Raw genomic sequence first — 26,969 nt, forward strand, 5'->3', positions numbered from 1 at the left:
GACGGATGCCGCGCGAGATCAGCCTCCGGCCCGACGCGCCGTGCGTCACCGCGGGGCAGGCTCGAGGGCATGAGTTCCTACGTGATCGAGGCAGCAGGCCTCAGCAGGTCGTTCGGGTCGGCACGCGCGCTCGCGGGCGTCGACCTGTCGGTGCGCACGGGCGAGTCGCTCGCCATCATGGGCGCGTCGGGTTCGGGCAAGACGACGCTGCTGCACTGCCTCGCGGGGATCACCCGTCCGGATGCCGGGACCGTCGGCTTCCGGGCCGGCACCGGACGGGTGGCGGTCACGGGGCTCGGCGAGCGCGAGCGTTCCCGACTGCGCCGGGAGGCGTTCGGGTTCGTCTTCCAGCAGGGGCTCCTCATCCCGGAGCTCACCGCGGTCGAGAACGTCGCGCTCGCACTCATGCTCAACGGGATGCCGCGCGCCCGCGCCGAGGAGTACGCGCGCGGCTGGCTCGCCGCCCTCGGCCTCGCCGGCATGGAGGATCGGCGTATCGGCCAGCTCTCGGGGGGCCAGGCGCAGCGCGTGGCGATCGCGCGGGCGCAGGTGACCGGCGCCGCCGTCGTCTTCGCCGACGAGCCGACGGGCGCCCTCGACTCGGCCACGTCGGCCGACGTGATGACGGCGCTGCTCGACTCGACGACCGGCCAGGGACGCACGCTCGTGCTCGTCACGCACGACGCCGAGGTGGCCGCTCGCTGCTCGCGGATCGTCGACATGCGCGACGGCCGGATCGTCGGCGAGCGGGTGGCCGCATGATCGCCCGCATCGCGCTGCTGCTGGCCCGCCCGGGATCGGCGGGCGCCGCGGCATCCGTGCTGCCCGTCACCGCCTTCGCCATCGTGACGGCGCTGCTGCTCACGGTGCTCGGGGGCGCGCAGACGTTCTGGACCTGGCAGGACGACGACGGGGTGCTCTACCAGGCGCTCGCCGTCATCGCCCTCGCGCTGCTCGTGGTGCCGCTCGTGTCGCTCGGGGGAGCGGCCGCGCGGCTCAGCGCCCGCCGCCGCGACGACCGGCTCGCCACGCTCCGGCTGCTCGGCGCGACGCCGGCGACGGTGTCCGCGCTCGCGGTGCTGGAATCGGTCGTGCTCGCCCTCGTCGGCGCCGTGCTCGGCGTCGCCGTGTACCTCGCCGGCGTGCCGCTGCTCGGGCTCATCCACTTCCGCGGCGAGCCGCTCGGGGCATCCGGGGTGCTGCTGCCGTGGTGGGCGCTCGTGGCGGTGCCGTTCGCGATCGGCGCGCTCGCCGCGGCGAGCGCCGTGCTCGGGCTGCGCCAGGTCGTCATCTCGCCGCTCGGGGTGCGCACCCGCCAGGAGGCGCCACGTATGCACTGGCTGCGCCTCGTGGTGGGGCTGGGCGTGGTCGCGCTGGCGTTCGGCATCATGTCGGTACTGCAGGTCGCGCCGTCGGTGCTCGTCATCCTCGGGATGCTCGCGCTCGCCTTCGGCGGATCGCTCGCCGTGCTCAACCTCATCGGACCGTGGGTCATCCGGCTCGTCGCGAAGGGCCAGGCGCGGCGTGCGAAGACGCCCGCCCGGCTCATCGCGGCCCGTTCGGTGCTGGAGTCCCCGAAGGCCGCATGGCGGCAGGTCGGCGGCGTCGCGATGACGAGCTTCATGGCGGTGTTCGCGGGCACGGGGGTCGCGGTGCTCGAGGCCATGGGCACGTCGGCCGATGCCGAATCGGACCTGCTGCTCGCCGACATCCGCACCGGCATCGTCATCACCGTGGTGGGCTCCTTCCTCATGGTCGCGTGCTCCGTGGGCGTCAACCAGGCGGCCGGCATCCTCGACCGCGGCGACCTGTACCGCAGCCTCGGCATGCTCGGCATGCCGACGGGCACCATGGATGCCGCGCGCCGCCGTGCGGTCATGTCGCCGCTGCGCATCACCGCGATCGGCTCCGCGGTCACGGCCGCGATCGTGATGCTGCCGCTCACGGGGGTGTCGCTCATCGTCGCACCCGCGTCGCTGCTGGTCATCGCCGCCGTGCTCGCGGCCGGGATCGGCATCGTGTGGCTCGGACTCCTCGCGACGCGTCCGGTGCTCGATCGGGCCGCCATCGCCGCTTGAGGGACGCCGACCCGCGGGTAGGGTCGAAGCATGACTGACGGGTCCATCGACGAACGGGATGCGGCGATGAGCGAGCTGCTCGGCATCCGCTCGAGCATCGACAACATCGACGCGGCCCTCATCCACCTGCTCGCCGAGCGGTTCAAGTTCACGCAGCAGGTCGGCCGGCTGAAGGCCGAGCACGGGCTTCCGCCGAGCGACCCCGAGCGCGAGAAGCGGCAGATCGCCCGCCTCCGGGCGCTCGCCGTCGACGCGCACCTCGACCCGGCGTTCGCCGAGAAGTGGTTCAACTTCGTGGTCGCCGAGGTCATCCAGCACCACGAGGAGCTCGCCGGCAACGGCGGCCCCGGCGACGGCCTGTGACCCGGTACCCGTTCCCCCTGCCTCCCCAGGCGGGCCGCCGCTATCTCGTCACGGGCGCGAACCGGGGGCTCGGGTTCTTCACCGCGGCGCGGCTCGCGGCGGCGGGCGCGCACGTCGTGGTGACCGGGCGCAGCCGCGAGCGGTTGGATGCCGCGACGGCGGCGATCCTCGGCGCCCGGCCCGCGGCATCCGTCGAGGCGCTCGTCATCGACCAGTCGTCGCTCGCGTCGGTCGACGCCGGCGCCGAGCGGCTGCTCGCGGAGGGGCCGCTCGACGGCGTCGTCGCCAACGCGGGCATGGTGCACACGCCGGAGCAGCGGCGGGAGTCGGTCGACGGCAACGAGCTCGTGCTCGCGACGAACGTGCTCGGCCACTTCGCGCTGCTCGGACGCCTGCTGCCGCACCTCGTCCCCGGCGCCCGGATCGTGTGGCTCGGGTCGCTGTCGACGAAGCTCTCGACGTTCCGCGTCGACGACCTGCAACTCGAGCGCGGGTACGACAGTTGGCGCGCCTACGCGCAGTCGAAGATCGCGTCGCAGTCGCTGGGGTTCGAGCTCGACCGGCGGCTCCGGGCGGCGTCCGTGCCGGTCGCGAGCGTGGTGGCGCATCCGGGCTACTCGATCTCGGGCAGCACGCCGACGGTGCCCGGGGTCAACGAGCCGAGCCGGGGCAAGCGGTTCGCCGACGCGCTGCAGTCGCCGTGGTCGCAGGGCAAGCACCGCGGCGCCGAGGTGCCGCTGCACGCGCTGACCGCGCCGGAGGTCGAGGGCGGGCAGTTCTGGGGTCCGCGCTACCTGACGCACGGCGTCCCGACCCTGCAGCGGCCGACCCGGGCGTCATCCGACCCGGTGATCGGCGCCCGGGTGTGGGCGTTCGCCGAGCAGACGACGGGTCGCCCGTTCCCGGTGCCGGACGGCGAGGCGTCATGACGCTCGAGCCGCAGAAGCGCCGTCGCCTCTCGCCGCGCACGCGGCTCGTGCTGGCGCGCATCGTCGTGGTGGTCGGCGCGGTGCTCGGGCTCATCGGGATGCTCACCGCGCGCTGGGGCCTCCTCTTCGCGGGCATCCTCGTCATCGGCCTCGGCGCCGCGATGGGACCGGCTCGGGCCCGCGGCTGACGGTGGCCCGACGGCCCGGATCGCGCGGCCCGACCACGCTCCGTGCGCCGCGCCGGCGCCACCACCGCCGCGCGTCGTTCACCTGCGCGCAACCCCCGCTTCGAGTGTCGTTGGCGACCGCTCCCTAGCGTCGAGGCAAGGTATCGCGGGCGGTCGCACCGCGTGGCGGAGCGGCCCCGATGGCGGGTCGTCGTGAGGAGGGCCCTGCATGTCCAGGCACAGCACCATCGTGGACCTGTTCGACGTCATCGACGACGTCGACGAGCACGACATCGACCTGCTCGTCGACGCGCTCGGGCTCGGGTCTCAGGCCGCCGCGAGCACCGGCCGTCGCGCCGGCACCGCCCGATCGACCCCGCGTCGCTAGGCGCCGGAGTGCACACCGTCCAGCGCGTCGGCGCCCTCGACGTCATCGTGAAGCCCTCGCCCGTCGCCATGGTCTGGAACGAGCCCGGCCGCCCGCACGACGCCATCGCGGCGCCGGGAGTGCGGCTCTCGCCGGGGGAGGCGCTCGTCGAGGTCGAGCTCGCCACGATCTGCGAGTCCGACGTGCGCATGGTGCGCGGCGAGCGACAGGTCACCACGCCCCTCGTGCTCGGACACGAGCAGGTCGGTCGCGTCGTCGCGATCGGCGAGGGGGCGGTGCGGTCCGACGGCGTGCCGCTCGAACTCGGCGACCGCGTCGTGTGGTCGGTCACCGTGAGCTGCGGCGAGTGCGACCGGTGCCTGAGGGGCCTGCCGCAGCGGTGCCGGTCGCTCGCGAAGTACGGCCACGAGCGCGTGCACCGCGGCTGGGAGCTCTCGGGCGGGTTCGCCACGCACGTGCAGCTCCGCGCCGGAACCGAGGTCGTGCGGGTGAGCGAGGAGGTGCCGAGCCGGGTGCTCGCGCCGGCCTCGTGCGCGACGGCGACCGCAGTCGCGGCGCTCGACGCGGCATCCGCCCGGGTCGACCTCGCGAGCACCGGGGTGCTCGTGACCGGCGCCGGACTGGTCGGCCTCACCGCCGCGGCGATGGCGATCGAGGCGGGCGCCCAGGTGATCGTGTCCGACCCGGATGCCGCGCGGCGGGCATTCGCCCGCGGGTTCGGCGCCCTGACGGCGGACCCGGCCGCACGTCCGCCGTCGCCCGAACGCCTCGCGACCGCGCTCGCGGCCCTGGAGGCGCGCGACGTGCCCGAGGTGCTCGTCGCCGTCGAGACGACCGGCATCCCGCAGTCGGTGCACACCGCGGTCGGCGCGCTCGGCGTGGGCGGTGTCGCGTTGCTCGTCGGCAACGTGCCGCCCGGATCCGAGGTGTGCCTCGACCCGGCGTCGCTCACGCGCCGCCTCGTGACGATCTCGGCGGTGCACGACTACACGGGCGCGCAGCTGCGCCGGGCGGTCGCGTTCCTCGAGCGGTCGTGGCGCAACGTGCCGTTCGACGAGCTCGTGGGTGCGACGCATCCGCTCGCCGAGGTCGACGACGCGATCGCCGAGGCGGCGACGGGCGAGTTCGTGCGCGTGGGCGTGGCGCCCGGTCGTCGGCCCGTCTGAGTCGGGCGGCGCAGCCGGTGCGGAGGCCGTGTCCGGCGTGACGCGGGGGCCGGTTCACGGCAGCATGGGGGGATGATCTCGAGGGAGCTGGCGCGGGAGCTGCGCGACGCGGGGCTCGTGTGGCACCCCGAGTCGGGCGACCGGTTCCAGCTCGACCTGCCCGAGCATGTCGAGCCCGAGGTCGAGGCCGACGTCTTCACCGTGAGCGAGATGACCATCGAGGCGCGCCGCTACCCCACGGGCACGATCCTCGCCTTCAACGGCACCACCGAGTGGGCGCTCGACTCGGTCGCGCTCGTCGACGCGGTGTGGCTGCCCCGCGAGGACCAGCTCCGCGAGCTCCTGCGCGCCACGTTCCGCTCGCTCACCCGCCTCGACGACACGTTCGCGGTCGACGTGGAGCTCGGCGGCGAGCGACGGCGCTTCGAGCACCCCGAGGTCGCCGAGGCCTACGGCATGGCCCTGCTCGAGCTCATCGGCCGGTCGCGATGACGGATGCCGCGCGCCCGCCCGACCCGGCACCGGATGCCGCGGGCGCCGTCGCTCGCGCCCGCGAGCTGCTGCTCGAGGCCGCCGCGGCCCTGCGCGACGGAGGAGCCCGCCACGAGACGCTCGCGGAGCTCGCTCCCGCCCGACGCGTGCTCGGGATGCCCCGCGCCGCCCGCATGACCCCGATCGGGCCGGTGTGGCGACTCGGCGTGCTCCTCCTCGACGAGACCGGTCGCGCGTACGCGACGGGGCACGTGGTGCGCGCCGAACGCGCCGCCCGCAAGAGCATCACCGCGGAGGCGGTCGTGCAGCAGCGCGCGTGGCGGGCGGCCGCGGTGAAGGGCGGGATCCCCGAGGGCGAGACCGTGGACTTCGACGCGCCGGCCGTGGACCTCGACGAGCTCGGACGCGTCGGGGCATCCGGCCCGCTCGTCGTGCGCGAGAGCGAGGTGCGCGTGCGCTGGAGCCCGGCGCAGCCCGACGCCCTCACGCCGCTCGACGCCTACCTGCGCGACCGGGTCGACCTGCTCGTGCATCCGCCCGAGGGGACGTGACCTGAGATGGGCTGGTACCGATCGCCGGGATTCCGGGGGCTCGCGGTCGCGGCGACCGACGGCATCATCGGCACCGCCGGTGTGCTGCAGGGCTTCGCCGGCGCCGGAGCATCGAGCTCGACGCTGCTCGTCGCCTCGATCTCGGCGCTCGTCGCGGGATCCGCCGCCGGCTTCGGCTCGAAGTACGCCGAGCTCGCCGCCGAACGCGACGCCGAGCGGGCGGTGATCGCCGCCGAGACGAAGGACCTGCACGAGGACTCCTCCGACGAGCTCGCCGAGCTCACCGCGCACTTCGAGGAGCGCGGCGTCGAACCCGGGCTCGCCCGTTCGACCGCCGAGCAGATGTTCGCGCACGACGCGCTCGCCGCCCAGCTCGAGACCGAGCACGGCATCACCGGACCGACCGGCCCGGCGGAGCAGTACCTGGGGGCGTTCGCCACGGCGCTGGCCTTCGCCGCCGGCTCCGCGCTCCCGCTCGGCATCCTGCTCGCCTACCCGGCGGCGTGGGAGAGCTGGGCGGTCTTCGTCGCCGTGTTGATCTCGCTGGCGATCACGAGCGTGCTGATCGCGATCTCCGCACGCACGTCGGTGCCGCGGGCGCTCGCGCGCACCATCACCATCGGAGCGGTGACCATGGCCCTCAGCTACCTCGCGGGCGTCATCGTCTTCTGAGTCGGGCGTCGGTATTCCGTGTCAGGCGTCGCGCGCTCCCGCCGCGTTCCCGGGGCGCCGGATCACGGCGACGATCGGCACCAGCACCACGGCCCCGACGAGGTACGCCAGGAGGTCCATCGGGTCGAACGCGTTGCCGAGCACCAGTCCGGCCATCGGGACGGCCTCGACGACCGCGGCGTGGATCGCGGTGAGCTGCAGGAGCTCGACCAGCGTCGCGAACGCGAGCGCGATCGCAGCGACCGTCACCGCGCGCAGCGACGGACGCATCAGCAGCGCCAGCAGGCCCACGAGCATCACGTAGAGCACGCTGCCGAGCAGGTCGACGACGGACGACCGATCGAGCAACTGCAGCCCGAGGCCCAGACCGAGGCAGGCGAGCGCGCCGACGACGGCGCGCACCCGCATCGCGCGCGGCGATGCGACCGCAGGTACCGTCGCTGCGGGACGGCTCACCGGTCGTCACCGTCGGTGCGCGACGGGCGCACCTCCGACTCCTGGATCGACTCGATGACCGTGTCCTGCAGGCCCTTCTGGCCCGTGTGCAGCTCCTGGTAGGTCTCGCCGGCACCCATGATGGGCCCGAACGCGGCGCGCAGGCGCTGCCCGCGCGGAGCACGAACCGCGCGGACGGTCATGCCGACGACGAGCGCTACCACGAACAGCACGACGAGGGTGGTGATCACCGCTTCCATGACGCGGGCCTCCTCAGAACCCGAACGCCGTGATCACCGGCAGCTTGCCCGCGACCATGCCGTCGAGCACGAAGCGCTCGTGATGCACGACGTTCTCGGGCAGGTCGTCGAGGTCGAACCAGCGCACCTCGTCGGCCTTCGGCTCGAGCAGGCGCGGCTCGCCCGTCCACGCCCGGCACGCGAAGAAGAAGTCGACGCGCTGGTCGATCGCGGCCGAGGATCCGGTGCGGTGCATGGTGGTGAGCGGCGTGAGCGCGTCGGGCGCGATGCCGACGCCGATCTCCTCGGCCGCCTCGCGGATGAGCCCGTCGAACACCGACTCGCCCGCCTCGACGTGACCGGCCGCGGAGGCGCCCCACCAGCCGTCGTAGTACCCGGTGCCGGCACGCAGCTGCAGCAGCACGCGGCCGCCGTCGAGCAGGAACACGTAGGCCGCCGGGATGACGGTGAACCGGCCGTGCTCCGCGGCGTAGCCCGCCGTGTAGTGCTGCCGCTCGTCGCTCATCGCCGGATCCGCGCGTCCCGCCCGTGCCGCCGTGTCAGTACCCGACGACCGGGCCGAACGCGTCGGCGAGCGGGGCGCGGTTGACGCGGCGCAGCTCCTCGACCGGCACGGTGAACAGGCCCTGCACCTCGAGCGCGCCCGACGCGGCATCCGTCACGCCGATGCGGCGCACGGGATAGCCCCGGCCCTCGCAGAGCCCGCGGAACCGCACGTCGTCTTCGCGGGGGACCGACACGATCACGCGGCCGGTCGACTCCGAGAACAGCGCGGTGGCGGCGTCGATGCCGGCGTCCTGCAGCACCTCGTCGAGCACGATGCGCGCGCCCACGCCGAAGCGGCCGACCGCCTCGGCGAGCGCGACCGCGAGGCCGCCGTCGCTGAGATCGTGCGCCGAGTCGATGAGGCCCTCGAGCGCGGCCGCGTTGAGCAGCTCGGCGAGCGCCTTCTCGCGCCCGAGGTCGACGGCCGGCGGACGGCCGCCGAGGTGGTCGTGCACGACGCCGGCCCAGGCGGATCCGTCGAGCTCGGCCGACGTGTCGCCGAGCAGGTAGATGTTGTGGCCGTCGTCCTGCCACCCGCTCGGCACGCGCCGGGCGACGTCGTCAATCACGCCGAGCACGGCGATCACGGGCGTCGGGTGGATCGGCACGTCGCCGGTCTGGTTGTAGAACGACACGTTGCCGCCCGTGACGGGGATGCCGAGCTCGAGGCATCCGTCGCTGAGGCCCTCGACGGTCTCGGAGAACTGCCACATGACCTCGGGGTTCTCTGGGGAGCCGAAGTTCAGGCAGTCGCTGACGCCCATGGGCTTCGCGCCGGTCACGGCGACGTTGCGGTACGCCTCGGCGAGCGCGAGCTTCGCGCCCTGGCGCGGGTCGAGCTGCGAGTAGCGGCCGTTCGCATCGGTGGCGACCGAGACCCCGAGGCCCGACTCCTCGTCGACGCGCACCATTCCGGCGTCGTCGGGTGCGCCGAGCGCCGTGTTGCCGAGCACGTAGGAGTCGTACTGGTTCGTGACCCACGCGGCATCCGCCTGGTTGGCCGAGCCCACGAGCGCCATGAACTGCGCACGCAGGGCGTCGCCGGTCTGGGGCCGAGCGAGGTCGGATGCCCCGTCGGCCTGCAGTGCGTCGAGGTACGACGGGTAGGCGACCGGGCGCTCGTAGACGGGGCCGTCGACGGCGACCGTGCGCGGGTCGACGTTCACGATCTCCTCGCCGCGCCACGTGATGCTCAGGCGGCCCGTCTCGGTGACCTCGCCGAGCACGCTCGTCTCGACGTCCCACTTCTCGACGACCCTCAGGAAGCCCTCGAGCTTCTCGGGGCGCACGATGGCCATCATGCGCTCCTGGCTCTCGGACATGAGGATCTCCTCGGGCGTGAGCGTGGGGTCGCGCAGCAGCACCTCGTCGAGCACGATCGACATGCCGCCGTCGCCGTTGCTCGCGAGCTCCGACGTGGCGCACGAGATGCCGGCGGCGCCGAGGTCCTGGATGCCCTCGACCAGGTCCTGCTGGAACAGCTCGAGGCAGCACTCGATGAGCACCTTCTCGGCGAACGGGTCGCCGACCTGCACCGCAGGGCGCTTCGTGGGGCCGCCCTCGGCGAACGTGTCCGACGCGAGGATCGACGCGCCGCCGATGCCGTCGCCGCCCGTGCGTGCGCCGAAGAGCACGACCTTGTTGCCGGCGCCCTTCGCGTTGGCGAGGTGCAGGTCCTCGTGACGGAGCACGCCGACGGCGAGCGCGTTCACGAGCGGGTTCGCCTGGTAGGTCGGGTCGAACCACGTCTCGCCGCCGATGTTCGGCAGGCCGAGGCAGTTGCCGTAGAAGCTGATGCCCGCGACGACGCCGTGCACCACGCGCGCCGTGTCGGGGTGGTCGATGGCGCCGAAGCGCAGCGCGTCCATGACGGCGACGGGCCGCGCGCCCATCGAGATGATGTCGCGCACGATGCCGCCCACGCCGGTCGCTGCGCCCTGGAACGGCTCGATGTACGAGGGGTGGTTGTGCGACTCGATCTTGAAGGTGACGGCCCAGCCCTCGCCGATGTCGAGCACGCCCGCGTTCTCGCCCATGCCCACCATGAGGTGCTGCTTCATGTCGGGCGTGACCTTCTTGCCGAACTGGCGCAAGTAGATCTTCGACGACTTGTAGGAGCAGTGCTCGCTCCACATGACCGAGTACATCGCGAGCTCGGCGCTCGTGGGGCGGCGGCCGAGGATGTTGCGGATGCGCTCGTACTCGTCGGGCTTCAGGCCGAGCGCCGCGTACGGCTGCTCCTTCTCGGGCGTGACGGCGGCGACCTCGACGGTGTCGAGGGCCGGAGTCGTCGGGGCAGCGGTCGTGGCGGCGGTTTCGGTGGTCACGAGTGGCGAGCTCCAGGGAACAGCGGCGAGCGGATGCCGCGGGCGGATGCCGGACCCTCCGAGTCTACCTGCGCTGCTCAGGTGAGCAGCCCGCCCTCGTGCGCTACTCCTCCCGGGAGAAGGCCGACGCCCGTTCGACCTGCTCGCGCGTGAGCGGCACGCCCGTGTAGCGCTCGAACTGCCGCGCGGCCTGCAGCGCGATGACCTCCGCGCCCGTGATCACGGGCTTCCCGGCTGCGCGTGCGGCGCGGATGAGCGGGGTCTCGGCGGGGAACGCCACCACGTCGAACACCGTGTTCGCGCGCTCGATGGACTCGGGCGCGAACGCGAGCGCCGCGGCATCCGCCCCGTGCATGCCGAGCGGGGTGACGTTCACGATGACGTCGAAGTCGGGCTCGGGATCGTCGGCGACCCAGTGGTAGCGGTACTTCTCGGCGAGCGCCCCGCCCGCGTCGGCGTTGCGGGCCACGATGCTGAGATCCGTGAAGCCCGCGCCGCGGAACGCAGCGACCACGGCCTTCGCCATGCCGCCCGAGCCGCGCACGAGCACGCGCTGCGCCGGGTCGAGCCGGTGTTCGGCGATGAGCTGCGCGATCGCCTCGTAGTCGGTGTTCGACGCCGAGAGCACGCCGTCGTCGCTCACGATCGTGTTCACCGACTCGATCGCCGCGGCCGAGGGCTCCACGACGTCGACGAGCGGGATGACCGCCTCCTTGAACGGCATCGACACGGAGCATCCGCGGATGCCGAGCGCACGGATGCCGCGGACGGCCCCCTCGATGTCGTCGGTCGTGAACGCCTTGTAGATGAAGTTCAGGCCGAGCTCGTCGTAGAGGAAGTTGTGGAAGCGCGTGCCGAGGTTCGACGGACGGCCGGCGAGCGAGATGCACACCGACATGTCCTTGTTGAGGATGGGCATGCGGTCCATTCTCGCGCCCTCGCGGGCGGGCGGCGACGCCTACGCCTCGCGGCCTCCGGGCGGGCCGATGACCAGCAGCGCGGAGAACACGACGGCGATGCCGATGACCGCGACCACGGTGAGCAGCACCGGGCGGGCGAGGAACCAGCGCAGCATCCGGTTCACCCAGTGGCCGTCGGCGGGGTGCTCGCCGGCCTCACGGCGCCACTCGCCCTCGAGACGGCCGCGGCGCACGAGCCAGACCTCGAACGGGATCGTGGCGTAGGGCACGATCGCCGTCAGCACGGCGAACGCGATGAGGCCGAGGTGCCAGCGCTGGTTGACGCCGACGAGCACGGCGGCGAACGCGTAGGCGAGGAACACGAACCCGTGGATCGAGCCGCCGACGAGTACCGCGGCGTCGACGCCGGCGGCGTACTTCAGGATCATGGCGACGATGAGGATCGTCCAGGTGACGGCTTTGGCGAGGGCGAGGGCGCGGAAGAGGCGCTTCGGTGACACACGTGCTCCAGGGTTCGGGGTCCTCCCATCGTGTCAAGGCCCGCTGGGCGCGGCATCCGTCGAAGGATGGAACCGGGTGCCCGGCGATACGATGTGCTCGCGAGGCGGGAGGGGCCATGTCCGGGATCGACGACGAGCCGCAGGCGGCCGCGGAGCCGCCGGAGCGCAATCCGCGCTCGATGCTGAAGGATGCCGCGCTCGTCCTCCGCGCGTATCGCACCGAGTCCGCGATCTACGGCGTCGTGCTCGTGAGCTCCCTCATCGCCATCGGCTGGTACGAGGAGGACGACCTCGAGGTGCTGGGCTTCACGGTCGGCGCGATGGTGGTGTTCTGGCTCGCGCACGTGTACGCCGGCACGATCTCGCGCGAGGACACGGGTTCGCCGCGCCTGCGCGCGATCCTCGTCGCGGCCCGTACGTCGGCCGCGCACACGTCGGGGATGCTGCTGGCGATGGTGCTGCCCACGATCTTCCTGCTGCTCGCGGTGATCGACGTGCTCGACGAGTACGTGGCCTACTACCTGGCGCTCTGGGCGGGCACGGTCGTGCTCGCGGTGATCGGATGGTTCTCCGCCAAGCGGCGCGGCGGGCACTGGGGCTGGTGGCTGCTCAGCGCCCTCGTCACGGCGAGCCTCGGGATCATCATGATCTGGCTCGGCTCGCTCGTGCACTGAGCAGCGGATGCCGCGGCGCCGCTCCGACGAAGGGAGACCCTCATGGCGAGGCACCACCCCGAGGTCGACGACTGGTTCGACCGATACGAGAATCCGCAGCGCGAGCTCGTGCTCGCCGTGCGGGAGGCGATCCTCGACGCCGACGATCGCGTGACCGAGGTCATCAAGTGGCAGGCGCCGACGTTCGTCTACAAGGGCAACATCGCGTCGTTCTACCCGAAGACGCGCACCCACGCGAGCCTGATGTTCCACCGCGGAGCTTCGCTCCCCGATCCCGACGGCCTGCTCGAGGGCGAAGGCGACGTGTCGCGCGTCGCCCGCTTCGTCGACGCCGACGACCTGGCGGCGAAGCGCGATGCGCTGCAGGAGCTGATCCGGGCCTGGATCACAGTGCAGGACGGCGCCTGACCGGCGACGGTCAGCGTCCCCGCTGCTGGTCGCGTCCGATGAGGTAGCCGGCGTTGCCGCGCAGCGCAGCCTCGTAGCGGAGCACGTCGGGCGTGCGGATCTCCTCCGCGACGAGCGCCAGCAGCTCGCCGACGGCGCCGTCGCTGCGCCCGGCCGCGTGCAGCCCGAGCGCGTGGAACGCGCGCACCGACGGCGACTCCGGCCAGCCCGCGAGCGCACGATCGAGGGCGACGACCGAGTCCTCGTGGCGGCCGAGCAGCCGCAGGGTGCTGCCGTACTGCAGGAGGCACCTGCGCAGCGCGTCGCCCGACAGGCCCGCGGCCATCGCGGCCTCGTAGTAGCCGAGCGCGGTCTGCTCCTGGCCGTCGGTGTCGTACGAGCCGCCGACCTCGTAGAGGACCTCGGGCTGGTTCGGGTGCTCCGCGAGCAGCGCGAGGAACGCGTCGATCGTCGGCTGCATGTGCTCGCGGTCGCGCCGGCCGAAGATGTCGGCGATCGTGTCGGCGAGCTCGGGCGTGAGCGGCTCGGGGGCGGATGCATCGGCGGAGGTCATCCCCTCATCCTGCCCCGCTTGCCACCACGAGCGCCGACTCCGCGGCAGGAATCCCGTTGGTGCGACGGAATCCCGTTCGATCGGGATTCCACGACACGAGCGGGATTCCGCCGAGTCGCGAGGCCGCTCAGGACCCGGTGCCGTCCGTCGTGCCGTCGCCCGGGAACTGCGGCAGCTGGCCGTCGCCGGGTCGAACGCCGTCGGGGAAGCCCGGGCCGTCGACGCTCATGCCGGGGGCGCCGAGCCGGTTGAGGAACGCCGTGGCGTTCCCGGCGACGAACCCGCTGAAGAACGCCAGCACGGCGATGAGCACGACCGAGACGGCCAGCACCCAGGCGCGGCGGTACCACGGGGTCCGTGCGGCTTCGGTGGATGGCTCTGGGGCCCACGTGGTCGGGTGATGGGGTGCGGTGGCGGTCATGATGCTCCTCCGGCGAAGCGGGGCGGATCCCCGCGGCTCTCCGAAGCATCGGGCCCGTCGCTATGCGCTGCCCTTCAACCGCCCATGGAGGGGCCACGAATGCAGATCGACGCGAGGCATCCGTCGCCGACCTTGCAACTTTCGGCATCGAGTGGACAAATGGCGGGGGATCGTTCCACAATACGGACGCCCGTCCATTGAGCAGCGGAGAAGTTCCTCCGTAGGCTCCCGTGCAAGCCCTCGGGAAAGGCCCTTCCGGCCGGGCCGAGGGCTCGTGTCGCGACCGCGGCATGCCGTACCGAAGGGGGAGTCACCGATGACCATCAGCACGAGATCACCGAACCGCCGCCGACGTACCGCTGCGGCGCTCGCGGCCGGTGCCGCGTTCGCCATCGCGGCGCCGCTCGCCGCGACCGCACCCGCGGTGGCCGACGCGAACTTCCCGTCGACCGAGGGCGAGACCAGCACCGCCAGCATCCTCGACTATGCAGACCTGGTCGCCGAGCTCGACAAGCTCGAGCGCACCTCGCGCTTCGGCCTCGACGTCTTCACGCTCGCGGAGGCGGGCACCGAGGTGTCCACGTCGGAGCAGGGTCGCGACCTCTACGTCGCGACAGTCGGCGAGGGCCCCGAGGCCGTGTGGCTGCAGGGCCGCATCCACGGCAACGAGCCCTACGGCGCCGAGTCGCTCCTCGCGGTGCTGAAGGAGCTCGGGACCAACGGATCGCCCGACTGGACCCTGCTCCGCGAGACCTACACGTTCCACGTCATCCCGATGTACAACCCCGACGGCTCGGAGCTGAACATCCGGCACACGATCCTGCAGGACGGCTCGGAGAAGCGGATCGACCTGAACCGCGACTGGGGCGTCGGCAAGTTCGAGGCGGTCGAGTCCGAGGCCTTCTACGAGTACTGGACGATGGTCGACCCGGCCTTCGCGGTCGACATCCACCACCAGGGCCTGAAGCGCGAGTACGGCACGGGCGACGACGTCACCCTGTCGCTCGGCATCTCGCTGGCACCCGGCGGCCCGACCCTCCCGGGCGTCGAGGGCGGTGCCTACGACGTGCTCACCCGCCAGATGCACGTGCACGTCTACGACGAGCTCGCGAAGGCCGGGTACGTCAACATGGACCGCTACCAGGTCGGCGGCAGCCTCGAGATCGACATCAAGGGCGGGGTCGTCTCGGCGATGATGCTCGGACTCGACCACGACGGGCTCAACCCCGAGGGCCACAGCAACCCGGCGATCTTCTTCGAGACGAGCGGCAACACGTCCGACGGCAGTCTCGGCCAGAAGGCGCGCGGCAAGTCGATCAAGCAGAACGTGCTGGCGCTGCAGGAGCTGCTGACCGGCATGGCGACCGGCGAGGTGCAGCAGGAGGACCCGGCGCGCTGGGAGGAGATCCCCCACGCTCCGGTGACCGGCTACCAGACCGACGACGGCATCATCCCGGCCTCGTTCTGACGCACGGAGCGCTGAGGTACTGAACGCTGGGCACCGACGCGCTGAACGCGAACGGCGGCAGGACCCGCATGGGACCTGCCGCCGTTCGACGTGTTCGGGGGGGCTACGCCTCGACGAGCGCGCGCTGCACGACCGAGGTGAAGAACCCGAGTCCGTCGACGCCCGACCGCATGGCGGCGGGGGTGTCGGGGCCGAAGCCCGGCTCGACGGCGTGCTCGGGGTGCGGCATGAGCCCGACGACGTTGCCGCGGGCGTTCGTGATACCGGCGATGTCGCGCAGCGAGCCGTTGGGGTTCACGTCGACGTAGCGGAACACCACGCGGCCCTCGCCCTCGAGGCGGTCGAGCGTCTCGTCGTCGGCGATGAAGCCGCCCTCGCCGTTCTTCAGCGGGATCGTGATCTCCTGGCCGGCCTCGAAGCCGCTCGTCCAGTCGGTCTCGGCGTTCTCGACGCGCAGCACCTGGTCGCGGCAGATGAACGAGCCGTGGTCGTTGCGGATGAGGCCGCCCTCGAGCAGGTGCGCCTCGGTGAGCATCTGGAAGCCGTTGCAGATGCCGAGCACGGGCAGGCCCCGGTTCGCGGCATCCACGACCTCGGTCATGATCGGGCTGAGCGAGGCGATCGCGCCGCAGCGGAGGTAGTCGCCGTAGCTGAAGCCGCCGGGCAGGATGAGCGCGTCGACGCCCTCGAGGTCGTGCGAGCCGTGCCAGAGGGCGACGGGTTCGGCGCCGGCGAGCCGCACGGCCCGCTGGGCGTCGCGGTCGTCGAGCGAGCCGGGGAAGGTGATGACGCCGATGCGCATGACGGCCGGCCTCAGTGGGTCTCGCCCGCGGGCGCCACGTAGCCGGTGTCGGCGTGCTCGGCTGCCGCGTGTGCGGCCTCCTCGGCGAGCTCGACGTTCGACTGCTCGTAGTGGATGCCGACGACGTCCTCGATGACCGAGTTCGAGAGGATCTCCTCTGCGATCTGCTGGACCTGCGCCTTGAGCGCGTCGTCGACGGGCCCGTCGACGGTCAGCTCGAATCGCTTGCCGATGCGCACTCCGGTGAATCCGGTGCGGCCCGTGCGCGCGAGGGCGCCGGCCACGGCCTTCCCCTGCGGATCGAGCAGCTCGGCCTTGGGCATCACGTCGACGACGATGGTGGGCACCGCGGTTCTCCGTCCGGTGTCGAGGGTGTGGATGCCTCGATTCTAACGGTGGCGGCGCGTGCCCCGATCCCGGGGCCGTTCCTCATCGATCGGTCGCGCGTCGGACGATGCGGATCGCGTCGGGTCGGTCCTCCGCCCCCAGCTTGAGCAGCACGCTCGACACGTAGTTCGCGACCGTCTTCCGTGAGACGCCGAGCCGCTCGGCGATGGCCTCGTTCGGCAGCCCCTTGCCGATCAGCTCGGCGATCGAACGTTCCCTCGGCGTCAGCCCGGGCAGGCTCTCGACGGCGGCTCGTGTCGCGGTGCCGGAATCGAGGAGCGGCCGTGGCACGCCGCTGTCGAGCCACTGCGCTCCCATGAGCACCGCCTGCACGGCCGCCACGACGTGGTCGGGGGAGGCGTCCTTCGTGACGTAGGCCGTGGCGCCGGCTTCGAGTGCGCGCCGGACCGTGTCGGCGTCGTCGTACATCGTGATGACCACGAACCGCGTCTCGGGCAGCGCGGCGGAGAGCTGCTCGGTCGCGGCGAGGCCGCTTCGATCGGGCAGGCCGAGGTCGATGAGCACCGCGTCGGGTCGATGGGACATCACGGTCTCCACCGCTTCGGCGGCGCTCGCCGCCTCGGCCACCACGTCGAAGCCGCTCGCCTCGAGCAGCGCGACGAGTCCCTTCCGGAACAGCGGATGGTCGTCCACGACCACCAGCGTGGTCACGTCGCCCCCCACTCGAGCGGAAGCCGCACGTGCACGCGGCTCCCGCCGCCGGGATCGCGTCCGATCTCGGCGACGCCGCCGAGCTCCCGTGCACGCTCGCGGATCGACGAGATGCCCAGCCCGTCCGGCACGCGCTCGGGCATCCCGATCCCGTCGTCGCGCACGGTGACGTCGAGGTGATCCGCCTCGCGGTGGAGCGAGACCGTGCAGGTCGTGGCGGCGGCGTGCCGCCGGACGTTCGAGACCGCTTCCTGCACGATGCGCAGCGCCGCCACGTCGACGGCGGCGGGGAGCGCCATCCGCTCGTCGTCGGCCTCGAGGCGGATCTCGATGTCGTCGGGACGCGGTGCGGTCACGCGCGACCGGATGGCGGCCACGAGGCCCTGTTCGTCGAGCACGGCCGGTCGCAGGTCGTGCGAGATCTCGCGGGCTCGCACGATCACCGAGCGGATGTCGCGGTGGAGCTCGTCGGCGATCGCGACCAGCTGCGGGTCGCCGCCGGTCGCTGCGAGGCGTCGCGCGAGGGCCGCGGCACTCAGCGCGAGCCCGGCCAGGCTGGGAGACAGGTCGTCGTGGAGGTCGCGGCGCAGCCGACGCCGCTCCTCCTCGCGTGCCGCGACGAGCAGCGCATGCGACTCGGTGAGCCGGGCGAGCGCGCGCACCCCGTGCAGGGCGGGTCCGGCGTGGAGGGCCAACGCCTTCGCGACCTCCCGGTCGCGTGCGGTCAGCTCCGACTCGCCCGGTCGCGGCGGAATCCGAAGGCGGGCGAGTTCCTCGCCGAGGTGCACGACCGGGAACTCCTCCGTTCGGCCCTCGATCATGCCCACCTGCGCGTCGACCTGCTCGCCGCGGAGGGCCGCGCCGTCGAGGAAGAGGCTGTCGACCACGCTGCGGAGGATCGCCTCGGGCACCCGCACGGCTTCGGGCTCGTCGGCGACAGCCCGTCCGAGGGCGTCGACCGCCGCGGCGGGGTCGACGCGACCGCGGTACACCACCCGTTCGGCGACCCACGAGGCGGCCCGGATCACGGGAACAGCCACGACGGCGACCACGGCAGCCCCGATCCATCCGGCCGCCTCGCTTCCGGGTGCACCGACCGACCTCCCGGCCCAGTACGCGGACGCGAGCACCGGCGCGGCCAACGTGAACACGAGCAGGGCGTGCAGCAGCGGATCGACGTTCCAGAGCCTCGGTCGTACGAGGCCGATGACGAAGCCCAGAAGCGCCGGCACGATGGCCAGGTTCGCGGCGGCCTCGAATCCAGGCCCCCGCTCGCCGATCGGGCCGCCTTCCAGGACGAAGACGAGGACGAAGAGCTCGGCGCTCGTGAGGATGCCCAGGAGCGCCCACCGGAGGCTCTCGCGCTGCCGCGTGTCGGACCGGTACCGATATCGGTAGACCTGCCCGAGGACGAGGAGCAGGCCGGACCATCCGACGAGGATCCACCACGGCTCGTCGGTGATGGCGCCGCCGGTCGCGAACACGGCGGCCATGCACGCGCTGAGCACGACGACGGGCGCGATGAACCACCGCGGGACGAATCGCCCGTCGGGGTAGGTCGCCGCGAGCAGCGGGAAGGCCCCGAACCAGACGGCCGAGGCGATCGTGGCGACCGGGACCGCGGCGGCCACGGCCGAACTCAGGAGGATCGCCACGACGGCGGCCGCCGGCAGCCATACGCGTCGGTCGATGGGCGCGCCTCGCCTCGGGGCGACTGCCACGACCACGAGGGCGGCACCCAGCAGGCCGATCGTCACGACGACGGCCTGCGAGGCGAGGAGCGCGGCCTGCCCGCCCGTCATGACCCGATCCTGCCACCGCGGCGATCCGCCTGCCAGAGGCAGGGTGACCTGCCGGCTCGAGTCACTCGACCGCCGGCCGCCTGCTCCGGAGGAGGAACGCGCCGCCGGCGACGAGCACGAAGGTCAGGACGCCGACGGCTCCCCACGGCGCGGAGAACGGCACGAAGAAGGGCACCGCGAGTGCGACGGTCGCCGCGAACCCGATCAGGGCGACCGGCCAGCCGATGACCCCCGCGCGCCGCCCCGCGGTCGCCAGGAACGCCGCATAACCGCCGAGGCCGATCGCTCCGGTCAGGCCGAAGGCGGTGATGAGGAAGGCGTTGGCGTACAGGACCGCCATCTGCGAGGTCGCGTCGGGCAACGTCTCCGCGAGTCCGAGCCCGACGGACGTGAACGGAGTGAGGCTCGCGCTCGCGACCCCGATCCATGCGGCGGCGCCCACATACCCGAACGCCTCGCCGACCCTCGCCCAGGTGAGCTCGTCGGGGCCGGTCCGACGTCGGACGAGCCGCGATGACGCACGGACGAACGCGAACAGGCCGACGGCCATGCCGAGGAAGATCACGGCCTCGATCACTCCGGAGTACGGGCGCTCCTGGAGGAGCGCCATGGTCGCGAACTCGTCGCCCGCGGCTGCGGAGGCCACGGCGACCACCACGGGCTGGCCGAGCCAGGCGCCGACGGCGATGATGCCGCCGAGGCCGGCGGTGCGGTACAGGCGCCGCTCCGGCCAGCGGGCGTCGCGGGCTGCGCTCTCAGGTCCGGAGCCGGACTCGGAGCCGGAGGCGGGCGCGGAGGCGGATGAGGTGGACATGTCGGCTCCCGTCGTTCGAGCGCCGTTCCGGCGCCGTGCCGTCAGGTTCGCGCGCCGTCATCCCGGGACGCCAGTGATCGCGGATCCCGGGTCGAGCGCGGCCGTGCCCGACGGGTGATCGCGGCGCCCGTCGCGATCACAGCCCCCGATCGACGCGGCGACGAGGTGCTGATCGCCGTGACCGCGTGAGGAGGCCCGGTCGGCGATGCACGCCCGACCGGGCCTCCCACGTCAGGCTCAGCGCTTGAAGATCCCCCGCAGCACGAGCACGACGCCCACGACGATCGCGGCGCCTGCGGCGATCACGGCCACCGGGTTCTCCCGGTAGCGCGCCTGCACGTAGGTCACGCCGTCGTCGGCGGCGGTCTTCGCGTTCGCGTACGCCTCCTTGGCCTGCGCGGTGACGGCCTCGGCGGCATCGGATGCCGCGGCCTTCACGTCGTCGATCACGTCGCCGACGACCGCGGCCACGTGCTCCTTCGCGTCGGTCCCGCCGTCGAAGAGCTCGTCGGCGGTGCTGCGGGCGGCCGCGCTCGCGTCGCGGACGGCGTCGCCCGCCTCGTCGAGCAGTTCGTCTCCGGCATCGCCGGCGGCATCCGTCACCTTGTACGCGGCTTCGCGTGCGGCTTGGGTCGCGTCGGCGATCTTGCGGTCCGTGTCGGTCATGGTTCCACCCTCCTCGTCGTTGCGATCCGGTCATGCTACGCGCGCTCCTCTGGAGCCGCCTGCAGGGACCCGAGGGCTTGCCAACGCGCCGACCGGGCTGCTAGTCGGGGTCGGGGCATCCGCGGTCAGAAGGTGGGGAAGGCCCCGATGCGGCGGCTGCGGCACCCGACGAGGATGCGCCCATGAATCGCGTCGCACACGTACTCGCCGCCCTCGAGGCGCTGACGCTCATCACGGTCGGCCTGCTCGAGTCGTTCTTCTTCCGCAGCCCCGAGCTGTACCCGATCTTCCTCATCGAACCCGACGAGTACGACGCGGTGGCCCTGTGGACGCGCAACGTCGGCGTCTACAACATGCTCATGGGGCTGGCGATCGTCGTCGGCCTGGTGCTCGTGCACCGTGCGCAGGCCGCCGCGGGCCGCGCGATCATCCTCACGATCTCCGGCATGCACGTGGTGCTCGGCGTCTCGCTGGTGGTCACTGCGCCCGAGCTCTGGCTCTCCGCGGTGTTCGAGTTCGGCCTGGCGCTCGCCGTGATCCTCGCGATCGTGCTCCCAAACCGACGGACCACCACGGACGCGCCCGCCGAGCCGGTGGCTACGCCAGCCCGGCCCGCTCGGTGAGCACGGCCCGCAGCTGGTCGCGCGTGGCCGCGAGGCCGCGGTGCACCTCCTCGAAGCTCGTCGAGAGCGGCGAGAGGCCGAGTCGCAGGCCGCCGGGGTCGCGGTAGTCGGGGATCACGTCCTGCTGCCACAGCCGCGCCGTGACCTCGCGCATGGCCGGATGCTCCAGCGTCACGTGCCCGCCGCGCTCCTCGGAGTCGACCGGGGACGCGAGCTGCACGCCGAGCGGCGCCAGCCACTCGTCGGCGACCGTCATCGCGTAGGACGTGAGCGCGACGGACTTCGCGCGGATCGCCCCGATGCCCGCCTCCTCGATCATCGCGAGCGTCTCCTCCATCGCGAGCATGCCCACGATGGGCGGCGTGCCGCTGATGAAGCGACGGATGCCGCGGGCCGGCCGGTACTCGGGGCCCATCGCGAACACGTCCGCGGTGCCCATCCACCCCTGGATGGGTTGCGCGAGCACGTCCTGCAGGTCGTCGCGCACGTAGGCGAACGCGGGGGATCCGGGTCCGCCGTTGAGGTACTTGTACGTGCAGCCGACCGCGAGGTCGAACCCCCAGTGGTCGGCTCGCACCGGCACCGACCCGGCGGAGTGGCAGAGGTCCCACAGCACGAGGGCGCCCGCGTCGTGCGCGATGCGCGTGAGCTCCTGGGCGTCGGCGAGGTAGGCCGACCGGTAGGCGACGTGCGAGAGCACGACGAGCGCCGTGTCGGGGCCGACGGCCTCCGCGAGGTGCTCGGGCGTGACGCCCGACGACGTGTCGACCTCGATCCAGCGGAGGCGCAGGCCGCGCTCGCGCGCGATGCCGTCGAGCACGTAGCGGTCGGTCGGGAAGTTGTCGCTGTCGACCACGATCTCCCGGCGGCCGGGGTCGCGGGCGAGCTGCGCGTCGACGGCGGCGCGCGCGAGCTTGTAGAGCAGCACGGTCGTGGAGTCGCCGATGACGGTCTGCCCGGCCTTCGCCTCGATCACGGCGCGGCCGATGCGGTCGCCGATCTCGAACGGCAGCTGCATCCAGGCCTCGTCCCACCCGCGGATGAGCCGCCCGCCCCAGTCCTCCCGCAGGAACCGGTCCATCCGCTCGATCGCGGCGACCGGGGGCCGTCCGAGCGAGTTGCCGTCGAAGTAGACGAGGTCGGTCTCGGCGCCGACGAAGCGCTTGCGGTAGTGCGCGAGCCCGTCGGCGCGGTCCATCCGCCGGGCGTACGCGAGGTGCGGGTCGAGGGTCACAGGGCCTCCAGGTCTTCCGTGGGCACGACGCACGCGGTCGCGAGCCACGCGGGCACGTCGTCGAGGATGTCGGGCACGGGGCCGGGCACGAACGTCGCGATGCCCTCCGCTCGCGCCGGGCGCGGCCACGGATCGGCGATCGCGGCGAGGAGCGCCGGCGCGTCGAGGCCGGCCCCGATGAGCAGCGCGAGCTCGTCGGGATTCACGCCGAGCGGCTGGTCGCCGTTGCCGAGGTCGGTGCCGTAGAGCACGCGTCCGCCGGCGTCGAGGAAGCGCCGCAGGTTGTCGGCGGCGCGCTCGGACTCGGGGGTTACCGTGCCGTAGCCGGTGACGAAGAGCGTCGAGATCCAGCGCTGGCCGATCGCGACGGCCCGGGCGACGAGGGCGTCGTCGACGTGCTCGGTGAACGGCGTGTGGGCCAGCGCGTCGACGCCGGCCTCGACCGCGAGTCGCGTCATCCCGTCGCCCTCGACGTGGGCGACCACGGGCATGCCCCGCTCGTGCGCCGCCCGCACGATCGCGTCGAGCGTCGACGCGTCGAACACGGGCCCGACGTCGGCGTTGAGCGCGACCTTGATGACGGATGCCCCGAACGCCTGCTGCTCGCTGACCGCCGTCTCGGCGGCGCTCGGCAGCGCCGACCGGCCGTCGCCGCGCACGGGCTCCACCTCGCGTGCGCACCCGGGCGCCGCCCACGGACGTCCGATCGGATACCCGCCCGGCGCGGTGAGGAACGCGCCGGCGAAGTCGGCCCGCGGCAGGCCGTCGCGGTGGACGCGGGCCGCCACGAGGTCGAGCGGCGCCCCCAGGTCGAGGATGCCGGCGATCGCGGTGTCGGCGAGCGCGTCGGCGCCCACGAGCATGAGGTGCACGTGGTGATCGACGAGGGGCGGCAGCATGGTGCCCGTCTCGCCGGGGTGGTCGCCGTTGAGCGAGCGCCGCACCGGCACGGCGAGCGGACCGAGGTCGAGCGCGATGACGGGTGCGGTGAACGGATCCGCGGGGGCGTCGGTCATCGGCTCATCCCGGGATCTCGGTGCGCACGGCGTAGAGCTCGGGGAAGAAGGTGAGCTCGAGCGCGCGCCGCAGGAACGGCGCGCCGCTCGACCCGCCGGTGCCGGTCTTCGAGCCGATGATGCGCTCGACGGTCTTCAGGTGGCGGAAGCGCCAGAGCTGGAAGTTGTCCTCGAGGTCGACGAGCTCCTCGCACGTCTCGTACGCGGCCCAGTGCTCGTCGGGGTTCGCATAGATCTCGGCGAACACCGGCACGAGGTCGGCCTGGAACGTCCAGGCGAGGGTGACGTCGCGCTCGAGCACGCTGGCGGGGATCGGGTAGCCCGCCCGTGCGAGCAGCCGCAGGAACTCGTCGTAGAGGCTGGGCGACTCGAGGGCACGGCGGAGGATCGCGGTCGCCGCGGCATCCGACTCGAAGACCTGCATCATCTTCGCGTTCTTGTTGCCGAGCACGAACTCGACCGCGCGGTACTGGTAGGACTGGAAGCCGCTCGCGTTGCCGAGCACGCCGCGGAACTGTGCGTACTCGGTGGGCGTGAGCGTCGCGAGCACCGACCACTGCTCGGTGAGCGTTTTCTGGATGTGCTTGACGCGCGCGATGCACTTCAGCGCCGGCGCGAGCTCGTCGGCGCGCAGCAGCTCGCACGCCGTCTCGAGCTCGTGCAGCACGAGCTTCAGCCACAGCTCCGTGGTCTGGTGCTGGATGATGAACAGCAGCTCGTCGTGGTGCTCGGGCCGCGAGATCGGCCGCTGGGCGGCGAGCAGCGTCGACAGGTCGAGGTACCCGCCGTAGCTCATGCGATCGCTGAAGTCGGTGACGACGGATGCCTCGATGCGGCGCGTGTTGGCCGCGACGGGCTGCTCGGGTTCGGGGGCTTCGGGCACGTGATCAGCCTAGCCCGCGGCACCTCGCGCGGATCGGGCGCGGCGGGCGCCCCCACCCGGTCAGACCGGCATGCTACCCGCCGCGCCGCGTCCCTCTCCCCCAAGAGGGCCGTCCGCCAACGTCCCGAAATGAAGCGGAGGCGACTCTCCGAATGATAGCCGACATCCGGGCGTACAGTGAAGTCGTGAACCCGACCGCGTCGCCGCGTCGCGATGCACGGCGCAACCATGAGCGGCTCCTCGCTGAGGCGAGGGTGCTCTTCGGGGAGCGCGGCATCGACGCCCCGCTCGACGAGCTCGCGACGCGGGCCGGCGTCGGTGCGGGCACCGTCTACCGGCACTTCCCGACGCGCGATGCGCTCATCCGGGAGCTCTACGACACCGCGGTCGGCGACCTGCATGACTTCGCACCCGAGATCGTCGGCGCCGAGACCGGATGGCGCGCGATCGAGCTCTGGCTCGAGCGACTGGGTGCCTGGGTCGCCGAGTCGCCGTACCTCCCCGCCGTGATGCGCCGGATGGCCGAGCTCGATCCCGACTACAAGCCCGGCGCCGAGTTCGCGGACACGATGGACGGCATCGTCGCTCGGGCGAAGTCCGAGGGCGCGCTGCGCGAGGACGTCACGGCCGTCGACCTCGGCGTGCTCGTCGACATGCTCGGCTCCATCGGGCAGTACGGCGGCGCCTACCTGCCCTACTGGCGGCGCCAGCTGACGGTCGTGCTCGACGGCCTCCGCGCCCGGCCCGACCTCACGCCGCTGCCGGGCGCGGGGCAGTCGTTCGACGCGTTCCACGACATGTCGCACGCGAAGGGGCCGAAAGCGGCGCCGACGGGCTGAGCGGCGTCAGCGCCGTTCCTCGGCGCGCACCTCCACGAGGTTCGACCACGGGTCGTCGAACGCGAGCGTGCGACCGTCGTCGCGCGTCGCGACGTCGTAGTGCGACATCCGCTCGCCGAGCTCGCCGAGGTCGTCGGCCGTGGGCACGACGATCTCGACCTTGCCGAGCCCGAGCGCGAGGCCTCGGCGACCGGCGCCGGCGCTGTTCCACGTGTTCATGGCCATGTGGTGGTGGTAGCCGCCCGCCGAGACGAACAGCGCGCCGGGCCACCCGTCGGCCGTCGTCTCGAAGCCGAGGCGGTGCACGTAGAACTCGCGGGCGCTGTCGATGTCGCCGACCGAGAGGTGCACGTGGCCCACCACGGCGTCGCCGAGCCCGAGGCCGGATGCCGCGGCATCCGCCCCGGCCTGGCCGAGGTGCTCGCGCAGGTACGTGTTCGGGTCGAGGAAGATCGTGGCCATCTCGATCTGCCCGTGGGTCCAGCTCCAGGTGGAGCGGTCGCGGTCGAAGTAGAGCTCGACGCCGTTGCCCTCGGGGTCGGTGAAGTAGAACGCCTCGCTCACGAGGTGGTCGGCGCTGCCCGTGAAGGTGCCCGGGTACTTCGACGCAACCGAATAGATGGCGGTCGCGAGCGCCTCGCGCGAGTCGAACAGGATCGCGGTGTGGAAGAGGCCGGCGCTGCGCGGCGACGCGTGCTTCAGCTCGGGCGCGTGCTCGAGGATGACGATCGGCGTGGTGCCGCGTCCGAGCACGGCGACGGGGCCGTCATGGCTGAGCAGCTGCAGGGTGACGCCGTCGCGGTAGTAGCGGATCATCGCGTCGAGGTCGGCGACGCGCAGCGTCACCGCGCCCATGCCGGTGTCGGCGGCCAGGAGCCCGCCCGACGGGAGGTCATTGGTTGTAGTCACAACTAATTCTAACCCGAGCTGTGGCCGATCTGTTCCCGGAGTTCTCGGCGCTTTCGCTCAGAGCCCGAGCGTCAGCCGGTCGAGCAGCGCCCGGTAGCGCTCGGCCGTCTGCTCGACGATCTCGTGCGGCAGCGTCGGCGGCGCCTCGAAGGCCGCCTGGTCCCAGTTCGCGGCGAGCCAGTCGCGCACGATCTGCTTGTCGAAGCTCGCCATGCGCTGCTCGGGCGTCGCTCCCGTGCGGTATGCGTCGGCATCCCAGTAGCGGCTCGAGTCGCTCGTCAGCACCTCGTCGGCGAGCGTCACGATGCCGATGTCGCGGTCGGCGCCGAACTCGAACTTCGTGTCGGCGAGGATGAGGCCGCGACGCTCGGCGATGATCGACGCGTGCGCGAACGTCTCGAGCGAGATGGCACGGAGCTGCTCGGCGACGGTCTCGCCGACGAGCTCGATGGTGCGCTCGTAGGTGATGTTCTCGTCGTGCTCGCCCAGGGGCGCCTTCCACGCGGGCGTGTAGATCGGCTCGGGGAATCGGTCGCCGTTCTGCAGGCCCTCGGGCAGCGGCACGCCGCCGATGGCGCCCGTGGCCTGGTACTCCTTCCACCCGCCGCCCGTGAGGTAGCCGCGCACGACGCATTCGATGGGGAACATGTCGAGCGTGCGGGCCAGCGTGGCCCGGTCGGCGACCTCGGCGGGGATGGCCGGCAGGTGGAGGCGGTCGTCCTCGGCGTAGGCGAGGTGGTTGGGCACGTCGGGCAGCTGGTCGAACCACCAGCGCGTGAGCGCGGTGAGCATGGCGCCCTTGCCGGGGATCGCGGGCTCGAGCACCCGGTCGTACGCGCTCACGCGATCGCTCGCGACCACGAGCACGATGCGGCTCAGCTGCAGCGGGTCGCCGGTCCACGTGTCGTCGTCGGTCAGCGCCGAACTCGGCACGTACAGGTCGCGCACCTTGCCCGAGTAGACGTGGGTCCAGCCGGGCAGGTCAGCCGTTCCGCTCATGTGTC

The 26,969-nt window shown here is 72.5% G+C and carries 33 protein-coding genes and 1 pseudogene; 15 read left to right on the forward strand and 19 right to left on the reverse strand.

The annotated features are described in order from the left end of the window. Positions 1–69: 69 nt before the first annotated feature. The 10 genes from FYC51_RS09425 to FYC51_RS09465 all read left to right on the forward strand — a co-directional run bounded on the left by FYC51_RS09425 (position 70) and on the right by FYC51_RS09465 (position 6,806). Positions 70–762, forward strand: coding sequence for an ABC transporter ATP-binding protein (locus tag FYC51_RS09425; RefSeq protein WP_148733305.1), 693 nt, complete (start codon positions 70–72; stop codon positions 760–762). Then, positions 759–2,078: an FtsX-like permease family protein gene (locus FYC51_RS09430; RefSeq protein ID WP_148733306.1), complete on the forward strand. Its 1,320-nt coding sequence runs from the start codon at positions 759–761 to the stop codon at positions 2,076–2,078. The genes FYC51_RS09425 and FYC51_RS09430 overlap by 4 nt, the downstream gene beginning before the upstream one ends. Positions 2,079–2,108: 30 nt before the next feature. Then, complete coding sequence (locus FYC51_RS09435; protein WP_148733307.1) at positions 2,109–2,441, forward strand: chorismate mutase; 333 nt, start codon at positions 2,109–2,111, stop codon at positions 2,439–2,441. Beyond that, on the forward strand, positions 2,438–3,370 hold the full coding sequence (locus FYC51_RS09440) for an SDR family NAD(P)-dependent oxidoreductase (protein ID WP_148733308.1): 933 nt from the start codon (positions 2,438–2,440) through the stop codon (positions 3,368–3,370). Before FYC51_RS09435 ends, FYC51_RS09440 begins: the two co-directional genes overlap by 4 nt. After that, a complete protein-coding gene (locus FYC51_RS09445; protein ID WP_148733309.1) occupies positions 3,367–3,558 on the forward strand; it encodes a hypothetical protein in 192 nt (63 codons plus the stop codon). Before FYC51_RS09440 ends, FYC51_RS09445 begins: the two co-directional genes overlap by 4 nt. A 208-nt stretch (positions 3,559–3,766) precedes the next feature. Continuing rightward, positions 3,767–3,925, forward strand: coding sequence for a hypothetical protein (locus FYC51_RS19215; RefSeq protein ID WP_187432563.1), 159 nt, complete (start codon positions 3,767–3,769; stop codon positions 3,923–3,925). An 8-nt stretch (positions 3,926–3,933) separates the two neighbouring features. Continuing rightward, complete coding sequence (locus FYC51_RS09450) at positions 3,934–5,091, forward strand: alcohol dehydrogenase catalytic domain-containing protein (RefSeq protein WP_238476284.1); 1,158 nt, start codon at positions 3,934–3,936, stop codon at positions 5,089–5,091. A 72-nt stretch (positions 5,092–5,163) separates the two neighbouring features. Further along, positions 5,164–5,583: a pilus assembly protein CpaE gene (locus FYC51_RS09455; protein ID WP_148733310.1), complete on the forward strand. Its 420-nt coding sequence runs from the start codon at positions 5,164–5,166 to the stop codon at positions 5,581–5,583. Beyond that, positions 5,580–6,134 carry a hypothetical protein gene (locus tag FYC51_RS09460; protein ID WP_148733311.1) on the forward strand — a complete coding sequence of 185 codons (555 nt, stop codon included), beginning with the start codon at positions 5,580–5,582 and terminating at the stop codon, positions 6,132–6,134. The genes FYC51_RS09455 and FYC51_RS09460 overlap by 4 nt, the downstream gene beginning before the upstream one ends. A gap of 6 nt (positions 6,135–6,140) precedes the next feature. Continuing rightward, positions 6,141–6,806 (forward strand): VIT1/CCC1 transporter family protein, encoded by a 666-nt coding sequence (locus tag FYC51_RS09465; RefSeq protein WP_148733312.1) that lies wholly within the window; start codon positions 6,141–6,143, stop codon positions 6,804–6,806. 21 nt (positions 6,807–6,827) lie between these two features. On the opposite strand, the gene FYC51_RS09470 is transcribed toward FYC51_RS09465, so the two are convergent. The 6 genes from FYC51_RS09470 to FYC51_RS09495 form a co-directional block, all read right to left on the reverse strand. Continuing rightward, positions 6,828–7,262 carry a ribosomal maturation YjgA family protein gene (locus tag FYC51_RS09470; protein WP_148733313.1) on the reverse strand — a complete coding sequence of 145 codons (435 nt, stop codon included), beginning with the start codon at positions 7,260–7,262 and terminating at the stop codon, positions 6,828–6,830. Next, positions 7,259–7,501, reverse strand: a complete 243-nt coding sequence (locus tag FYC51_RS09475) for a hypothetical protein (protein ID WP_148733314.1) — start codon at positions 7,499–7,501, stop codon at positions 7,259–7,261. Before FYC51_RS09475 ends, FYC51_RS09470 begins: the two co-directional genes overlap by 4 nt. Before the next feature lie 13 nt (positions 7,502–7,514). Continuing rightward, complete coding sequence (locus FYC51_RS09480; protein ID WP_148733315.1) at positions 7,515–8,006, reverse strand: NUDIX hydrolase; 492 nt, start codon at positions 8,004–8,006, stop codon at positions 7,515–7,517. 34 nt (positions 8,007–8,040) lie between these two features. Then, complete coding sequence (gene purL / locus FYC51_RS09485) at positions 8,041–10,374, reverse strand: phosphoribosylformylglycinamidine synthase subunit PurL (RefSeq protein WP_148733316.1); 2,334 nt, start codon at positions 10,372–10,374, stop codon at positions 8,041–8,043. Positions 10,375–10,477: 103 nt separating this feature from the next. Beyond that, complete coding sequence (locus FYC51_RS09490) at positions 10,478–11,293, reverse strand: shikimate 5-dehydrogenase (protein ID WP_148733317.1); 816 nt, start codon at positions 11,291–11,293, stop codon at positions 10,478–10,480. A 39-nt stretch (positions 11,294–11,332) separates the two neighbouring features. Next, complete coding sequence (locus FYC51_RS09495; RefSeq protein ID WP_148733318.1) at positions 11,333–11,794, reverse strand: DUF3817 domain-containing protein; 462 nt, start codon at positions 11,792–11,794, stop codon at positions 11,333–11,335. A 116-nt stretch (positions 11,795–11,910) separates the two neighbouring features. On the opposite strand from FYC51_RS09495, the gene FYC51_RS09500 reads away from it, so the two are divergent. Next, the gene (locus FYC51_RS09500) at positions 11,911–12,468 is read left to right on the forward strand and encodes a hypothetical protein (protein WP_148733319.1); all 558 of its coding nucleotides are present in this window, start codon (positions 11,911–11,913) and stop codon (positions 12,466–12,468) included. A 42-nt stretch (positions 12,469–12,510) separates the two neighbouring features. After that, positions 12,511–12,876, forward strand: a complete 366-nt coding sequence (locus FYC51_RS09505) for a DUF1801 domain-containing protein (RefSeq protein ID WP_148733320.1) — start codon at positions 12,511–12,513, stop codon at positions 12,874–12,876. 10 nt (positions 12,877–12,886) lie between these two features. Here FYC51_RS09505 and FYC51_RS09510 read toward each other — a convergent pair whose 3' ends face one another. Then, complete coding sequence (locus tag FYC51_RS09510) at positions 12,887–13,429, reverse strand: tetratricopeptide repeat protein (protein WP_148733321.1); 543 nt, start codon at positions 13,427–13,429, stop codon at positions 12,887–12,889. 127 nt (positions 13,430–13,556) lie between these two features. Next, complete coding sequence (locus tag FYC51_RS09515; RefSeq protein WP_148733322.1) at positions 13,557–13,850, reverse strand: hypothetical protein; 294 nt, start codon at positions 13,848–13,850, stop codon at positions 13,557–13,559. Positions 13,851–14,166: 316 nt separating this feature from the next. Here FYC51_RS09515 and FYC51_RS09520 point away from each other — a divergent pair, with 316 nt between their 5' ends. Further along, positions 14,167–15,318, forward strand: a complete 1,152-nt coding sequence (locus FYC51_RS09520) for a M14 family zinc carboxypeptidase (protein WP_148733323.1) — start codon at positions 14,167–14,169, stop codon at positions 15,316–15,318. A 103-nt stretch (positions 15,319–15,421) separates the two neighbouring features. Here the strand turns inward: FYC51_RS09520 and purQ are convergent, their stop codons facing one another. The 6 genes and pseudogenes from purQ to FYC51_RS09550 all read right to left on the reverse strand — a co-directional run bounded on the left by purQ (position 15,422) and on the right by FYC51_RS09550 (position 20,461). Then, complete coding sequence (gene purQ / locus FYC51_RS09525) at positions 15,422–16,120, reverse strand: phosphoribosylformylglycinamidine synthase subunit PurQ (RefSeq protein ID WP_148733324.1); 699 nt, start codon at positions 16,118–16,120, stop codon at positions 15,422–15,424. 113 nt (positions 16,121–16,233) lie between these two features. Further along, positions 16,234–16,467, reverse strand: a pseudogene (gene purS / locus FYC51_RS09530) (phosphoribosylformylglycinamidine synthase subunit PurS); the annotation flags it as partial. Positions 16,468–16,549: 82 nt separating this feature from the next. Further along, positions 16,550–17,179, reverse strand: coding sequence for a response regulator (locus FYC51_RS09535; RefSeq protein WP_148733325.1), 630 nt, complete (start codon positions 17,177–17,179; stop codon positions 16,550–16,552). Then, positions 17,176–18,981, reverse strand: coding sequence for a sensor histidine kinase (locus tag FYC51_RS09540; RefSeq protein WP_148733326.1), 1,806 nt, complete (start codon positions 18,979–18,981; stop codon positions 17,176–17,178). Before FYC51_RS09540 ends, FYC51_RS09535 begins: the two co-directional genes overlap by 4 nt. Positions 18,982–19,042: 61 nt before the next feature. Then, entirely contained in the window at positions 19,043–19,795 is a 753-nt protein-coding gene (locus FYC51_RS09545) for a hypothetical protein (protein WP_148733327.1), read from the reverse strand. A 237-nt stretch (positions 19,796–20,032) separates the two neighbouring features. Next, positions 20,033–20,461 (reverse strand): hypothetical protein, encoded by a 429-nt coding sequence (locus FYC51_RS09550; protein ID WP_148733328.1) that lies wholly within the window; start codon positions 20,459–20,461, stop codon positions 20,033–20,035. A 182-nt stretch (positions 20,462–20,643) separates the two neighbouring features. Between FYC51_RS09550 and FYC51_RS09555 the strand changes: the two genes are divergently transcribed. After that, entirely contained in the window at positions 20,644–21,084 is a 441-nt protein-coding gene (locus FYC51_RS09555; protein ID WP_148733329.1) for a DUF1304 family protein, read from the forward strand. On the opposite strand, the gene FYC51_RS09560 is transcribed toward FYC51_RS09555, so the two are convergent. Genes FYC51_RS09560 through kynA form a run of 3 tightly spaced genes read right to left on the reverse strand, consistent with a single transcriptional unit; the run spans position 21,059 to position 24,217 of the window. Then, the gene (locus tag FYC51_RS09560; protein ID WP_148734225.1) at positions 21,059–22,282 is read right to left on the reverse strand and encodes a kynureninase; all 1,224 of its coding nucleotides are present in this window, start codon (positions 22,280–22,282) and stop codon (positions 21,059–21,061) included. The genes FYC51_RS09555 and FYC51_RS09560 overlap by 26 nt on opposite strands. A gap of 32 nt (positions 22,283–22,314) precedes the next feature. Further along, positions 22,315–23,334 (reverse strand): amidohydrolase family protein, encoded by a 1,020-nt coding sequence (locus FYC51_RS09565; RefSeq protein ID WP_148733330.1) that lies wholly within the window; start codon positions 23,332–23,334, stop codon positions 22,315–22,317. Positions 23,335–23,338: 4 nt separating this feature from the next. Continuing rightward, a complete protein-coding gene (gene kynA / locus FYC51_RS09570) occupies positions 23,339–24,217 on the reverse strand; it encodes a tryptophan 2,3-dioxygenase (protein WP_274379485.1) in 879 nt (292 codons plus the stop codon). Positions 24,218–24,402: 185 nt separating this feature from the next. On the opposite strand from kynA, the gene FYC51_RS09575 reads away from it, so the two are divergent. After that, positions 24,403–25,056 carry a TetR/AcrR family transcriptional regulator gene (locus FYC51_RS09575; protein ID WP_187432565.1) on the forward strand — a complete coding sequence of 218 codons (654 nt, stop codon included), beginning with the start codon at positions 24,403–24,405 and terminating at the stop codon, positions 25,054–25,056. A gap of 6 nt (positions 25,057–25,062) precedes the next feature. On the opposite strand, the gene FYC51_RS09580 is transcribed toward FYC51_RS09575, so the two are convergent. Together FYC51_RS09580 and FYC51_RS09585 are read right to left on the reverse strand one after the other, a co-directional pair. Further along, entirely contained in the window at positions 25,063–25,911 is an 849-nt protein-coding gene (locus FYC51_RS09580) for a VOC family protein (protein ID WP_148734227.1), read from the reverse strand. A gap of 111 nt (positions 25,912–26,022) precedes the next feature. Beyond that, the gene (locus tag FYC51_RS09585) at positions 26,023–26,964 is read right to left on the reverse strand and encodes a phosphoribosylaminoimidazolesuccinocarboxamide synthase (protein ID WP_148733332.1); all 942 of its coding nucleotides are present in this window, start codon (positions 26,962–26,964) and stop codon (positions 26,023–26,025) included. Between the last annotated feature and the right edge of the window lie 5 nt (positions 26,965–26,969).

The sequence above is a fragment of the Agromyces mariniharenae genome (assembly GCF_008122505.1).
Taxonomy (GTDB): domain Bacteria; phylum Actinomycetota; class Actinomycetes; order Actinomycetales; family Microbacteriaceae; genus Agromyces; species Agromyces mariniharenae.